The sequence below is a fragment of the Parasaccharibacter sp. TMW 2.1884 genome (assembly GCF_023337695.1).
Taxonomy (GTDB): Bacteria; Pseudomonadota; Alphaproteobacteria; order Acetobacterales; family Acetobacteraceae; genus Bombella; species Bombella apis.
Window position 1 is genome coordinate 133,777 of record NZ_QORR01000004.1, and the last position, 12,883, is coordinate 146,659.

Annotated in this window: 12 protein-coding genes and 1 tRNA gene; 5 read left to right on the forward strand and 8 right to left on the reverse strand. The window is 58.9% G+C overall.

Translation table 11 applies throughout. From position 1 onward, the window contains the following. Positions 1-11: 11 nt before the first annotated feature. The 4 genes from DTI93_RS07365 to hpnH all read right to left on the reverse strand — a co-directional run bounded on the left by DTI93_RS07365 (position 12) and on the right by hpnH (position 3,409). Positions 12-86: transfer RNA gene (locus DTI93_RS07365), tRNA-Thr, on the reverse strand. 56 nt (positions 87-142) lie between these two features. Further along, positions 143-556: an RNA polymerase-binding protein DksA gene (dksA, locus tag DTI93_RS07370; protein ID WP_043558086.1), complete on the reverse strand. Its 414-nt coding sequence runs from the start codon at positions 554-556 to the stop codon at positions 143-145. Between the two features lie 285 nt (positions 557-841). Beyond that, complete coding sequence (locus DTI93_RS07375) at positions 842-2,134, reverse strand: hemolysin family protein (protein WP_043558084.1); 1,293 nt, start codon at positions 2,132-2,134, stop codon at positions 842-844. A gap of 75 nt (positions 2,135-2,209) precedes the next feature. Then, positions 2,210-3,409 carry an adenosyl-hopene transferase HpnH gene (gene hpnH, locus DTI93_RS07380; protein WP_043558082.1) on the reverse strand — a complete coding sequence of 400 codons (1,200 nt, stop codon included), beginning with the start codon at positions 3,407-3,409 and terminating at the stop codon, positions 2,210-2,212. Positions 3,410-3,766: 357 nt separating this feature from the next. Here hpnH and DTI93_RS07385 point away from each other — a divergent pair, with 357 nt between their 5' ends. The 4 genes from DTI93_RS07385 to hpnK all read left to right on the forward strand — a co-directional run bounded on the left by DTI93_RS07385 (position 3,767) and on the right by hpnK (position 8,274). Then, positions 3,767-4,423, forward strand: coding sequence for an ABC transporter substrate-binding protein (locus DTI93_RS07385; RefSeq protein WP_181005180.1), 657 nt, complete (start codon positions 3,767-3,769; stop codon positions 4,421-4,423). Positions 4,424-4,595: 172 nt separating this feature from the next. After that, on the forward strand, positions 4,596-5,771 hold the full coding sequence (gene hpnI / locus DTI93_RS07390; RefSeq protein WP_249080144.1) for a bacteriohopanetetrol glucosamine biosynthesis glycosyltransferase HpnI: 1,176 nt from the start codon (positions 4,596-4,598) through the stop codon (positions 5,769-5,771). 83 nt (positions 5,772-5,854) lie between these two features. Then, positions 5,855-7,279, forward strand: a complete 1,425-nt coding sequence (gene hpnJ, locus DTI93_RS07395; protein WP_043558074.1) for a hopanoid biosynthesis associated radical SAM protein HpnJ — start codon at positions 5,855-5,857, stop codon at positions 7,277-7,279. Between the two features lie 158 nt (positions 7,280-7,437). Next, positions 7,438-8,274 carry a hopanoid biosynthesis-associated protein HpnK gene (gene hpnK, locus DTI93_RS07400; RefSeq protein WP_043558072.1) on the forward strand — a complete coding sequence of 279 codons (837 nt, stop codon included), beginning with the start codon at positions 7,438-7,440 and terminating at the stop codon, positions 8,272-8,274. Between the two features lie 81 nt (positions 8,275-8,355). Here the strand turns inward: hpnK and DTI93_RS07405 are convergent, their stop codons facing one another. Beyond that, entirely contained in the window at positions 8,356-9,342 is a 987-nt protein-coding gene (locus DTI93_RS07405; RefSeq protein WP_043558069.1) for an adenosine kinase, read from the reverse strand. A 251-nt stretch (positions 9,343-9,593) separates the two neighbouring features. On the opposite strand from DTI93_RS07405, the gene DTI93_RS07410 reads away from it, so the two are divergent. After that, on the forward strand, positions 9,594-10,094 hold the full coding sequence (locus DTI93_RS07410; RefSeq protein WP_232317282.1) for a polymer-forming cytoskeletal protein: 501 nt from the start codon (positions 9,594-9,596) through the stop codon (positions 10,092-10,094). A 94-nt stretch (positions 10,095-10,188) separates the two neighbouring features. Here DTI93_RS07410 and DTI93_RS07415 read toward each other — a convergent pair whose 3' ends face one another. The 3 genes from DTI93_RS07415 to trxA form a co-directional block, all read right to left on the reverse strand. Further along, positions 10,189-10,875 carry a GcrA family cell cycle regulator gene (locus DTI93_RS07415; protein WP_192848392.1) on the reverse strand — a complete coding sequence of 229 codons (687 nt, stop codon included), beginning with the start codon at positions 10,873-10,875 and terminating at the stop codon, positions 10,189-10,191. A gap of 146 nt (positions 10,876-11,021) precedes the next feature. Next, positions 11,022-12,212: a ribonuclease D gene (gene rnd / locus DTI93_RS07420; RefSeq protein WP_043558063.1), complete on the reverse strand. Its 1,191-nt coding sequence runs from the start codon at positions 12,210-12,212 to the stop codon at positions 11,022-11,024. Positions 12,213-12,333: 121 nt separating this feature from the next. Next, a complete protein-coding gene (gene trxA, locus DTI93_RS07425; RefSeq protein WP_043558061.1) occupies positions 12,334-12,663 on the reverse strand; it encodes a thioredoxin TrxA in 330 nt (109 codons plus the stop codon). Between the last annotated feature and the right edge of the window lie 220 nt (positions 12,664-12,883).

Genomic DNA, 12,883 nt, shown 5'->3' on the forward strand with positions numbered 1-12,883 from the left:
AAACTGAAGAATGGTGCTGCTGGCGAGGATTGAACTCGCGACCTCTCCCTTACCAAGGGAGTGCTCTACCACTGAGCTACAGCAGCACTGCTGTCCCATGGCGGGTTAACTAACCTGTTCGCCCCCGCCATGCAACCCCTAATCAGTCGTCCCGATAAATCTTTTCGTGCCGCTCGTGCCGTTCCTGCGCCTCCAGCGACAGGGTGGCAATCGGACGGGCCTCCAGACGCTGGAGCCCTATCGGCTCACCCGTTTCCTCACAGTAACCGTAAGAACCATCCTCAATCCGGGCCAGAGCCATGTCGATCTTGATGATGAGTTTGCGGGCACGGTCCCGGGTCCGCAGCTCGAAAGCCCGGTCCGTCTCCACGGTGGCACGGTCTGTCAGATCAGCCTCACGTATCCCACCCTCGGAAAGGCTGGCCAGAGTTTCCCCCGCCTCCTTGAGAAGGTCCATCCGCCAATGCAGCAGCTTCTGCCGGAAATAGGCAAGCTGCCGTTCATTCATGAACTCTTCATCATCGGAAGGGCGATAGTCAGGTGAAAGCGTGATCATGCAGAACTCCCTCTCGCAGAGCTTCCCTCACCTCACCGCTCCAAAGCGAGACGGGCAGAGAAGTCGGATGCCCGGGTTATATCGACCCCACCAGATAACGCCAAGACAGAGAACCGCTTTTTTTTAAATGGATACTCCCTGTCATCCCCAGAATATTGGCAGATTCCTCCTTCCCCTATTTTATGAAATATAATTCACAAGAGACATTCATTGTGAATTTACAAAAATTATACTTGTAATTTAATCCATATTAACTGATTTTCCCCAGCATATAAGGGGGATTTTTCAGTTCTTCGCCAAGGCCCAACGGCTGGCCCGGACCCGCAGAACACGCCGCCGCTCCATTTCCAGCACCTCAAAAAGCCAGCCAGAGAAAACCACCTTGTCCCCCTTGGCAGGCACCCGACGCAACAGGGCCATGAGAGCCCCTCCCAGAGTATGATAACGGCCATCATCCGGTGGTACGGCGATATCCAGACGGACACAGACATCATCAATCGGCATGGTGCCATCAAGGATATATTCCTCCTTGCCACCGGATTCAGAATTTTTCTGTGCGGCCACGTCCAGCGCCTCATCACCAATAATGGCCTCGAACACATCAGAGGGGGTCACGATCCCTTCGAAAGAGCCATACTCATCAAAGACAAACACGATCCCGAGGGAAATCCCCTTGAGGCGCTCGATCATCCCCTGTGCGGTCAGACTGTCCGGAATGGCAGGCGGGGTCCGCAATACAGCGTCCACGGACAGGGGCAGACCCAGCAGAAGCCTGTCCATCACATCCTTGGCCAGCATGACACCGACAGGATGGTCCACATCACCATCACAGACCACAATGCGCCCGTAAGATGACTGGCGCAGTTTCCTGGCCAGTGTTTCCTCATCAGCATTGCGATCGACCCAGAACAGCTCGTTGCGGGGAGTCATGATGGCCCGGACGGGGCGATCCGCCAGACGGAGCAGACGCTCGATGATGGCCCGCTCCTCCGTTTCCAGTATTCCGGCCTGCATCCCCTCCTGGAGGACAGCCTTCAGCTCTTCCTCCGTCACCGTCACACGGGGCATGGAGCCAAGGCCGATCAGCCGCAGGACCATGTCCGTCGTTTTGCTCAGCAGCCAGACGACCGGCCTCGTACACCAGGCCAGCACCACCAGGGTGGATGAAAGATGGATGGCAATGGTTTCCGGGCGCCGCAGGGCTATCTGCTTCGGCACAAGCTCACCAAAGACGAGCATGGCAAAAGTGATCGCCGCCACGACACTGATGATGGCCAGCTCCCCCGCAAAAGGCTGTGGAATGGCCAGATGTTCAAAAAAATGCTGAACTCCCTCCTCCAGCTGGCTGCCCCCGAAGGCACCTTCCAGAATGGAGACAAGGGTCATGCCGATCTGCACTGTCGGCAGGAAATTCTGAGGGTTTTCAGCCAGCTTCAACGCCCGCTCCGCACCGGCAACCTTTTTCTGTGCCAGATTGGAGAGCCGGGCCCGCTTGGCCGAAATAAGCGCAAGCTCCCCCGTGGCGAAAACGCCATTAAGGAAAATCAGAAGAACAATTGTCAGGACAGGAATCATCATGAGGCCATCCTGCCCTGATCTGCCCCATGCCACAAGGACAGACGGGACAGTCAGGGCAGGAAGACAGGGCGTGCCTTACTTGGCAGCCGGAGCAGCCGGGCCTTCCATACGGCCATTGATGCGGACACGCGGCCCACGGGCCGGCTTCTTGCCGCTTTTGGCTTCTTCGCCTTCGATACGCTCGAGCTGGCGGGCCACTTCATCATCGTAGCCATAAGAGGCCGGACGCTGGTTGGCCAGAGAGATTTCCGGAGCCATCGGCTTTTCCGTCTCCGGCCCCTGAAGAGCCACCTTGATGAAATGCAGCGGGCGGCGGACCGCGTCCATCACGGCCGTGGACTCGTACCCGGAATGGACCATGCAGTCGGCGCATTTTTCATAAGCACCTGTGCCGTACTGGTCCCAGGCCGTGTCGTCCATCAGCTCCTTGAAGGTCTTGGCATAGCCTTCACCCAGCAGGTAGCAGGGGCGCTGCCAGCCAAACACGGTACGCAGCGGCTTGCCCCACGGCGTGCAGTGATAGGTCTCATTCCCGGCCAGGAAGTTCAGGAACAGCGGGGACTGCGTGAACCGCCATTTGTGGCCCTTGCCAAGGCGGAAGATATCACGGAACAGCGTCTTGGTCTTCTGGCGGTTCAGGAAGTGTTCCTGATCCGGCGCACGCTCATAGGCGTAACCCGGAGCCGTCATCACGCCATCCACGCCCAGCTTCATGACCTCATCAAAAAAGGCAGCCACACGCTCGGGCTTCACACCATCAAAAAGGGTGCAGTTGATGGAAACACGGAAGCCCTTGGACTTGGCAAGCTTGATGGCCTTGACCGCACGCTCGTACACGCCTTCCTGACAGACGGACGAATCGTGCATCTGCTGGTCACCGTCCAGATGGACATCCCATGAGAAGAAAGGAGACGGCTTGTAGTCGTCGATTTTCTTCTCCAGCAGAAGGGCGTTGGTGCAGAGATAGACATACTTCTTGCGGGCCACCAGACCTTCAATGATCTGCGGCATCTCCTTGTGCAGCAGCGGCTCGCCACCGGCCACGGCGATCACAGGGGCGCCCGCCTCGGTATCAGCATCCATGCACTCCTGATAGCTCATGCGCTGATTGAGGATCTTTGCGGGGTAATCAATCTTGCCACAACCTGCGCAAGCCAGATTGCAGCGGAACAGCGGCTCAAGCATCAGCACCAGCGGATAGCGCTTGCGTCCTGTCAGGTGCTGCTTGAGAACGTACCGTCCAACTCGGACAGCCTGCATCAATGGTACGGCCATTATAATCCTCTGATCATTCTCTCCATCGGGGCTGCATCACGGTATCAGGACACCCGTGCCCAGCCATGGAACATCCCTCCATGACCGGGACCCACCACGAAACCTGCCGGTTCCTTCGCAGAAGCAGCCGGGAATTGCAAGCACAAGAGAGGCTCCCTCCCCTGGTTGTCACAGGCTCCCGGCACCACATGCACCCGCTATAACGCCGACAGACTCGTTCATTCAATGATAATGCGCTATACTGCCGCCCCGACTGTAGCAGATTCACCACAGTGACGCGGCATCCTACAGGGACCCCGTGCCAAGAGTCTCATGGCCTCTTGCATGGACAGGAACATAGGAGGAAAGAACATGCACATGAAACGTTGTCTTATGTTTTCCATCAGCATGATGGCCTTGCTGGCAGGCGTCCCCGCCGCCATCGCCCCTATCTCCGCCCATGCGGCCGGGCGCACCCCCGCCGCCGCCCCGGCAGGGGCAGCCACACCACAGGCCCCGATCAGTGGCCTCTACAAAGCACTTGAGCAGTCCGAACAGTCCGGGGCTGGCATCGGCAAGCGCAGCGCCATGATCGCCCCGCTGGTTGACCAGGCCTTCGACATGGATGCCATCCTCAAGCGTTCGGTCGGCCTGCATTATGACCAGCTCTCCGCTGATGAACGCAGTGCCCTCATCAATGCTTTCAAACGGTTCACCGTGGCCCGCTATGCCTCCACGTTCAAGCCTGGGACGAATGCCGTTTTCACTGTCAGCCAGACTACGGAAGAAGATGGACGCACCATCGTCCACACGACCATCGGCAACAGGAATGACTCCGCCGAATCAGCCACACCCATTGACTATGTGATGGTCAAAGGCCCGAATGGCTGGCGCATCGTGGACATCCTGCTGGATGGCCATATCAGCCAGGTTGCCGCCCAGCGTTCCGACTTCAAGACCATTTTCAGCCAGAGTGGCGCCAATGGCCTGGCTCGTACGCTGACAAAGAAAGCGGATGATTTTCTACAAGACTAAAACCGGATTGCATGGCTTTTTTCTTTCCAGCTCTCTCTGACAACGTATCAGGCCATCAGAAACGTCATGACATGGCTGGCAGAGCTGTTCTGCCAGCCAGGCAGACGACCATGATGCCCCTCTGCGGAGCTCTTCCACACCAGTTCCATCATTCCTGCGGACACTCCTGCTGATGCCCTCACTGCTTGCGATCGCCTCTGCCGTAAGCGGCATCTTTTCACTGGCTGGGCATCTCCAGGGGGCCATCGGCACCGGGCTGCTGCACCGTTTCCGCCGGACAGCCCATATTCCCGATGAAACATTGAGCCCCCTGCACCATGATGGCACCCTGCCAGCCGTAACCATCATGAAACCCCTTCACGGGGACGAGCCGCTGCTGGAAGAGGCTCTGGAAAGTTTCTTCAAGCAGGATTATCCGGCGCCCCATCAGATCGTCTTCGGCCTTCAGGATGAACACGACCCGGCACTGGCCGTCGTCCGGCGCCTCCAGAAGCGCTACCCCGAACGGGACATATCTGTCGTCATCGACCAGACAGAGCACGGCCCCAACCGCAAGGTGGGCAATCTCATCAACATGTTTCCTGCCTGTAAACATGATGTCCTGATCATTTCTGATTCCGACATCCATGTCAGCGCAGACTACACGGCCAGCATCGTACGGGCACTCCAGCAAGACGGCGTGCAGCTTGCCACAACCCTCTATGCAGGCCTGCCCGCCAGCAATACGCTCGTCCGCAAGCTGGGGGCATGTGGCATAAATACAAACTTCCTGCCCGGTGTCATGATGTCCCGCCTCATGGGGCGGCAGGACTGCCTGGGGGCCACCATGGCCCTGCGGCGCAAGCATCTGGAAGACATCGGCGGACTGGAAGCTCTTGTCCAGCATGTGGCTGATGACGCCGTGCTGGGGCAGCTCATCCGCCACAATGGCGGCAGAATTGCCCTGGCATCCACCATCTGCCAGACAACCGTTGCCGAAACGGGCCTGGGGGCCCTCTTCCAGCATGAACTGCGCTGGGGACGGACTGTCCGCAGTGTGGAGCCTGTCGGTTATGGTCTTTCCGCCCTCCAGCTGCCGCTCTTCTGGGGCAGTCTCTGTGTCCTTTTTGCACCAGCCCGGTTTTTTTCCTGGGCACTGCTGGGCGGGGGGCTGCTCTGCCGCAGTGCCATGACATGCCACATCGGACGGCTGACAAACTGCGCCATGCCCGGCCTTTTCCCCCATCTCATCTTCCGGGACTGGCTGTCGGCCGCTGTCATGGTTGGCAGCGCCCGTGGCACGCAGGTGACCTGGCGGGGACAGTCGCTGCACATCTCCCGTGGCAAAAAACTTCCGAAGTCCCTATAACAAGCTCAATTAACCTTGTGTGCCCCTTTTCCCGTCAACGAAACCGGCGTTGACAGGCCCGACATTATCAGGAGTGTCCGTTCATGTTGAGAACACTGTTTCTGCAGCCCCCATCTTTTGATGGCTTTGATGGCGGTGCTGGCTCACGCTACCAGGCAAAGCGGGAAATCCGCTCCTTCTGGTACCCCACGTGGCTGGCCCAGCCTGCAGCAATGGTGCCTGGCTCACGCCTGATCGACGCTCCCCCGGCCAAGATGGGCATGGGCCCCATCCTTGAGGATGTGAAGAATCGTGATCTGGTGATCATGCACACCTCCACGCCGTCCTTCCCGTCTGACGTCCGTGTGGCCAAGATGCTGAAGGAAACCAACCCGAAGCTGAAGATCGGCATGGTCGGAGCCAAGGTGGCTGTCCAGCCTGACGAAAGCCTTGCACAGGGCAGCCCGATCGACTTCGTGGCCCGCAATGAATTCGACTTCACCATCAAGGAAATTGCCGAAGGCAAGCCCCTTGCCGAGGTGGATGGCATCACATGGCGCAATGAGAATGGTGAGATCATCACCAACAAGGACCGCGCCATGATTGAAGACATGGACAGCCTGCCTTTCGTGACGGAAGTGTACAAGCGTGACCTGAGAATTGAAGATTACTTCATCGGTTACCTGAAACACCCGTACATCTCCATTTACACGGGCCGTGGGTGCAAGTCCCGCTGCACCTTCTGCCTCTGGCCGCAGACAGTGGGCGGGCATCGCTACCGCACACGCAGCCCGGAGCATGTGGCAGCCGAGATCAGGCTTGCCATGAAATATTTCCCGCAGGTGAAGGAATTCTTCTTTGATGATGACACCTTCACCGATGACCTGCCCCGTGCCGAGGCCATCGCCCGGGAGCTTGGCAAGCTGGGCGTGACGTGGTCCTGCAATGCCAAGGCCAATGTGCCTTACGACACGCTGAAGGTGCTGCGGGACAATGGGCTGCGCCTGCTTCTTGTCGGGTATGAAAGCGGCAACCAGCAGATCCTGCACAACATCAAGAAGGGCATGCGCATCGAAACGGCCCGTGAATTCACGAAAAACTGCCACAAGCTGGGCATCAAGATTCACGGAACATTCATCGTTGGCCTGCCGGGTGAGACAAAAGAAACCATCCGTGAGACCATCGAATATGCCAAGGAGATTGACCCGCACACCATGCAGGTGTCTCTGGCAGCTCCCTATCCGGGGACCTTCCTGCACAAGCAGGCCTCTGAAAATGGCTGGCTGAATGAAGACGAGGCTGAGCTGATTGATGAGAACGGCGTGCAGATCGCCCCACTGCATTACCCGCATCTCTCCCATACGGAAATCTTCAAGAGCGTGGAAACCTTCTACAAGGAGTTCTACTTCCGCCCCTCCAAGATTTTCGCCATCGTCAAGGAAATGATTACGGACCCACAGATGCTCAAACGCCGCCTGCGTGAGGGTGTGGAATTCTTCCAGTTCCTCCGTCAGCGTCACTCCTCCTGACACTGGCCTGAAGCGACTGAACAGGGAAAAGGCGGCCTCACCAGAGGCCGCCTTTTTCATGACATGCCCTGACATTCACATAAGAGCCTGATTGAGGCATCATGCGGGCCCACTGCCACACAGGGCCACCCTCTCACCTTCCTCCCACGAGCCAGACCATGACAGTTTCCTCCCCCCGCCGCGTCATTTTCTCTGCTGATGATTTCGGCATGAGCGTGGAAGTCAATGAAGCAATCGAGGAAGCCCACCGCAATGGTCTCCTCAGCACAGCCAGCCTCATGGTGGCCGCCCCTGCCTTTGAGGATGCCCTGCGACGGGCAAAAAGACTGCCCAACCTGCGGTTGGGGCTTCATCTGGTCGTCATTGAAGGGGATTCCCTGCTGCACCTCCCCATCATTACGGACCAGAAGGGCTGGTTTGGCAGCAATCAGCTACAGCTGGGCCTCCAGTATTTTTTCTCGCCCACCACACGTGCTGCCCTGAAAAAGGAAATCCATGCCCAGTTTGAGCAGTTCGCCCGTACAGGCCTGCAACTGGATCATGCCAATGCCCACAAACACATGCACCTGCACCCAACCATCGGGCAGATGATGATCCAGACGGGCAGAACCTACGGACTGCGAGCCATCCGCACTCCCATGGAACCTGCCGGCCCACTGGGGGAAACGCCCAGCCTTGGCGACCAGGCCCTGGAGCAGTGGACCCGTGTCCTGCGCCACCAGATTCGCCGCGCTGGCATGAAAACCAATGATTCCTGCTTTGGCCTGCGCTGGTCCGGCCATATGACACCAGAACGCATCCACAGACTGATCCCACAACTGCCATCTGGTATCAGTGAAATCTATTTTCATCCGGCAAAAGGCCAGAACAGCCAGATGGCAAGCCTCATGCCCGGCTATCAGCCCGAACAGGAACTCGCCACACTCACGAGCCCTGCGACAAGAGAGCTGCTCGCTGCCCACAACATACAGACCACCACATGGGGTGCTCTCTGACCCTCCCCATCCACAACCTGCAAAAAAGGCCAGCCCTCGAACCGCAGGGCTGGCCCTTTCTCTATCCCGGCTGCATGAGCCTCAGGCTTTCAGGGCGAAGCCTTCATCAGGGCGGCCTCCAAGACGGGCAATGACATGGCCTGCGGCCTCATTCCCCAGCGTGGCGCACTCCACCAGAGACCGCTTCCGGCCATATCCAGCCAGAAAGCCAGCAGCGAAAGCATCCCCGGCCCCCGTCGTATCAACAACCTTCACAGGCTTTGTCGGAACATCATGCCGTGTAGCACCAGCCTGCACGACAGCCCCTTTCTCACCCCGTGTCACGACACCCAGCGCCACATCCCCAGAGAGAGCCTTCAGGGCCTCATCAAAATCTTCCGTCTCGTAAAGGGCCAGGATTTCCCCTTCATTGGCAAACAGGATATCAACCGATTCCGACACAAAAGAACGGAACGCCGCCTGATGACGCTGGATGCAGAACGCATCTGAGAGTGTCAGGGCCACTTTGCGCCCCGCCTCATGGGCCAGACGGGCAGCCTGATAGAACGCCTCCTGCGCCTGCGGACGATCGAACAGATACCCCTCCAGATAGGTGATGGCCGAGCCAGACACGACATCGGCCATCACATCCTGCGGGGTGAACTCCACACAGGCGCCCAGATAGGTGAACATGGTACGCTGACCATCCGGCGTAATCAGCACAATGCAACGGGCCGTCGGGATTCCCTCTTCCCCGGCGAGCGGAACAGACGGAAAGGCAATGCCCTGCGCCTTCATGTCAGCCGTGAACTCTTCACCAGCCCTGTCAGCAGCTACCTTGCCCAGATAGGCCGTTTTCGTTCCCATACGGGCAGCCACAACGGCACTGTTGGCAGCCGAGCCCCCACCGGCCACCTGCTCGACACGAATACGCTGTTCGATCCGTGCCATCGTGGGGGCATCAATCAGGGTCATGCTGCCCGGAGTGGCACCAAACTCGGCCAGCATCTCGCTGCTGACGGTGGCCAGCACATCCACAATGGCATTGCCAATGCAGAGAAGGTCATATCTGGGAGCAGTGGAAGACATAAATGGCGACTTTCTTTCGTTTTCAGGCGATCAGCCTGATACCATAACGCCCGTGGCGGGCATATCAATGCCTCTTTGCCACCCGGCATTGACAGGTTATGAAAAAGCCCCCTTTACTGGTCCCGCCACCTGGCCAGAAACATCTTCTGGCTCTATCCGGGTCGTACACCTGCTGGAACGGTGTTCCGGCATCATGTTTCAACCGCTCTGCCGTGATGCAGCCCACTCCAACCACCCGACCAAAGGAAATCATGTCTCTTCCCACGCCTCCCTCCCCCATGCCCGGTTCTGCGCCCCGCCAACGGGCTTCCTCCAGCCGCTTCAGTGGTCAGGACAAAGGCGGCTACACCGATAATGCCCGTACGCTGGTTGTCCATAATGGCATCACCATCCGTGGTACTGTCGAAAACATCGAACGCCTCATCATTGAAGGCACGCTTGAGGTAGACCACCTCACCGTCAAGGAGCTCGCCGTCGCCCCAGACGGCTGCTTCCGTGGCAAGGTCGAGGCAGGAAGTGCAGAAGTCTCCGGTACGCTGGAGGGCGAACTGACCGTTCGCAACACGCTCACCATTCGGGCCAGCGGACGCCTGCTTGGCGATGCGGAATGCCGTCGCCTGCAGGTGGAAGAAGGCGGGCAGATCACCGGCAAGCTGGGCATGATCACCGCACCACTGCCTGGCACGAAAGACCATCCCCACAACCACCCCCATGAAACGGCCGAGGCCCCAGCAGGCAAGCCCAAGGGCTGACCTGCCCCCTCATCATCTGGAAACGGAAAAGGCTGCCATTCCTGCACGGGATGGCAGCCTTTTTCATGACAGCCCGCAAGCCGCAGTCACGCTCTCAGTGACGACGATCCCGAATCTTCACATAAGCAATGGCGGCATGTTCCGCACAATAAGGCTTGCCGGGCAGTGGTGTGGCACCGCAGAAATGGAAGTCTGGCGTGCCGGGATCTCCGAGAGGCCACTGGCATGTCGGCCCCTGCCGCAAGGTGCGATCGATCGTATCACGCACACGCCGCGGCGGAGCCACCTTACGCTGGGCGACCGGCGCTGCCGGACGTGCCGCTGGCTCGGCTGCTTTGGGATTTTCAGCAGGAGCCGCTGCAGCTGCTTTCGGAGCTGATGCCTTGGCTGGCTTTTCGGCTCCGGCCGGTCTGTCCGCCTTGACACTGGCTGGTTTTGCCGGCTCCTCCGCAGCAGCAGGAGACACTTTCACCACCTTGGGAGCCGCAGCCTTTTTCTTCTCCGCAGGCTTGGCAGGCGCTGCGGAGGCGGCCTTCTCCTCCACAGCCTCAGATGTGGCCTCGGCCTTGCGGGTCCGGGTACGTGCCGGTTTGGCAGAGCCCTCCGCCGCGGCCTTGTTGCGGATGGGAGACGGACGAGGCGGCAACCCAAGGCGATGAGCCTTGCCAACAACCGCATTCTTCGTAATAGAAAGCTGACGGCCAATCTCAGCCGTTGAGAGACCCTGCTCCCAAAGCTCCTTGAGCCGCGCGATCAGCTCATCTGTCCATTCCATAGCCATCCACGTTTTCTCCACTCGTTCCCACAGCACACAGCCATGGCGGTCTCCCACCATGCTTAGCAGAAACCGGGCCAACCCAAAACCGGCCCCATCTCCTCACCTGCCGTGTGGCTCATCCACCAGCGCAGTTTCCGGGCAACAGGGCTTCATCCCCTGTCCACGACCTGCAACTGGCCTTTACTGACAAACAGAACCTTCTCCCCCCGGAGCAGGGCCTGCGCCTCATGCCCGAACAGTTCGGCCCGCCATCCTTTGAGGACCGGCAGGTCCGTCTCCCCCTGCGCCAGACGCTCCAGCTCATCCGAGGAGGCAATCAGCCGGGCTGCCACGCGCCCTTCCTCACTCCGGGCCGTAAGAAGAACCTTGAGCAGAGCCAGCACACCGGAAGGCGCACGGGGCCGCTCCGCCTTGCGTTTGTGCGGCAGTTCCGGCCGCTCGCTCTCCGGGCACTGCTCCCCCTGCTGTACGGCAGCCAGCAGATCACGCCCCAGATCACTTCTGGCAAAATCAGCCGTGACACCACGGATCCGTGCCAACGTCCCGCTATCATGCGGACGGGCCACGGCAATCTCCAGCAGGCTTTCATCACGAATGATTCGCTGGCGGGGCATATCCGCCTGCTGGGCCGCTTCTTCCCGCCATGCAGCCACCTCCCGCAGGACAGCCAGTACCTTCCTGTTGCCTGTGCGGGGTTTCAGCTTCATCCAGAGCCCTCTGGGATCCGGCCGGAAGAGGCTGACTTCCCCCAAAGCCGCAAGCTCATCCTTCACCCAGGGCAGGCGGCCCTGTTCCTCCAGCTGGCCCAACAGCTTTTCATAAATGACCCGCAGATGGGTCACATCCGCACTGGCGTAGGCGATCTGCGCCTTTGAAAGAGGCCGGGCTGCCCAGTCGCTGAAACGGTGTGACTTGTCGATGCCCTGGCCTGTCATGGCAGACACGAGATTGTCATACCCGACCTGCTCACCAAACCCGGCCACCATGGCCGCTACCTGCGTATCAAACACATTGACGGGCAGCTGGTCGAATAAATGGAGGAAAATCTCAAGGTCCTGCCGGGCAGCATGAAAAACCTTCACGCACGCAGGCTCTGCCAGAAGAGCCGCCAAGGGAGACAGGTCAATGCCCGGCACACAGGCATCAATCAGGGCAACATCCTCACAACCACCAAGCTGGACAAGGCACAGGCGGGGCCAGTAGGTTCTTTCCCGTACAAACTCCGTATCCACCGTCACGAACGGTTCGTGACGCAGCTTCTCACAGAGGGATGCTACCCCAGCCGAGGTAGTGATCATGACAGGGGCAGGAAAATCAGGCTTTTTTGACATGGCGGCCATTCTACACCGTCTGCCGGAAACTGACCATCTCCCTCATGCGCTCCCCCTTTATGAAAACGGCCCGGCAGCAGGGTAACCCCTGCCATCCGGGCCTCATGCCATCCGCCATGGCAAAACGGCATCAATCGATATGGGCCTCCAGCCATGCCTTGAGCTGGCTCTTCGGCAGGGCGCCCATCTGCTGGGCAACCGGCTTGCCTGCCTTGAAGAGGATCATCGTCGGAATGCTGCGCACACCGAAGGTCGTCGGGGTCTCCGGGTTGGAGTCGATATCCACCTTTGCCACCGTGACACGGCCCTTGTAATCCCTGCCGATCTCATCCAGCGCCGGGGCAATCATACGGCAGGGGCCGCACCATTCTGCCCAGAAATCCACCAGAACAAATCCCTCAGCCTTCAGGACATCCGCCTCAAAGCTCTGATCCGTCACAGCTACTGTATGCTCGCTCATGATATGATCCTTCCCCACACAAACACGATCTCACCTGTAGTGTCTCTGCCATAGATCAGACGCAGTGACCAGCAGCACACCCCACCATGACCGGGGCCTCATACGCCCTCATGCAATCATGACTTCTCCGGTACTGTTACCTTCGCAGATGGACCATCTACTTGAGAAACAGGTATTGCCGTGCAGCGTAATATGTTTTCTCTATGATAAACAGAGGGTA

Bases quoted from the DNA above. Each gene is read 5' to 3' on its own strand.
- DTI93_RS07415 (WP_192848392.1), bottom strand. From the start codon at position 10,875: ATGGCTATGGAATGGACAGATGAGCTGATCGCGCGGCTCAAGGAGCTT.
- dksA (WP_043558086.1), bottom strand. From the start codon at position 556: ATGATCACGCTTTCACCTGACTATCGCCCTTCCGATGATGAAGAGTTC.
- hpnH (WP_043558082.1), bottom strand. From the start codon at position 3,409: ATGGCCGTACCATTGATGCAGGCTGTCCGAGTTGGACGGTACGTTCTC.
- rnd (WP_043558063.1), bottom strand. From the start codon at position 12,212: ATGGCCGCCATGTCAAAAAAGCCTGATTTTCCTGCCCCTGTCATGATC.
- DTI93_RS07405 (WP_043558069.1), bottom strand. From the start codon at position 9,342: ATGTCTTCCACTGCTCCCAGATATGACCTTCTCTGCATTGGCAATGCC.
- trxA (WP_043558061.1), bottom strand. From the start codon at position 12,663: ATGAGCGAGCATACAGTAGCTGTGACGGATCAGAGCTTTGAGGCGGAT.
- hpnK (WP_043558072.1), top strand. From the start codon at position 7,438: ATGACAGTTTCCTCCCCCCGCCGCGTCATTTTCTCTGCTGATGATTTC.
- DTI93_RS07385 (WP_181005180.1), top strand. From the start codon at position 3,767: ATGAAACGTTGTCTTATGTTTTCCATCAGCATGATGGCCTTGCTGGCA.
- DTI93_RS07375 (WP_043558084.1), bottom strand. From the start codon at position 2,134: ATGATGATTCCTGTCCTGACAATTGTTCTTCTGATTTTCCTTAATGGC.
- DTI93_RS07410 (WP_232317282.1), top strand. From the start codon at position 9,594: ATGTCTCTTCCCACGCCTCCCTCCCCCATGCCCGGTTCTGCGCCCCGC.
- hpnI (WP_249080144.1), top strand. From the start codon at position 4,596: ATGCCCTCACTGCTTGCGATCGCCTCTGCCGTAAGCGGCATCTTTTCA.
- hpnJ (WP_043558074.1), top strand. From the start codon at position 5,855: ATGTTGAGAACACTGTTTCTGCAGCCCCCATCTTTTGATGGCTTTGAT.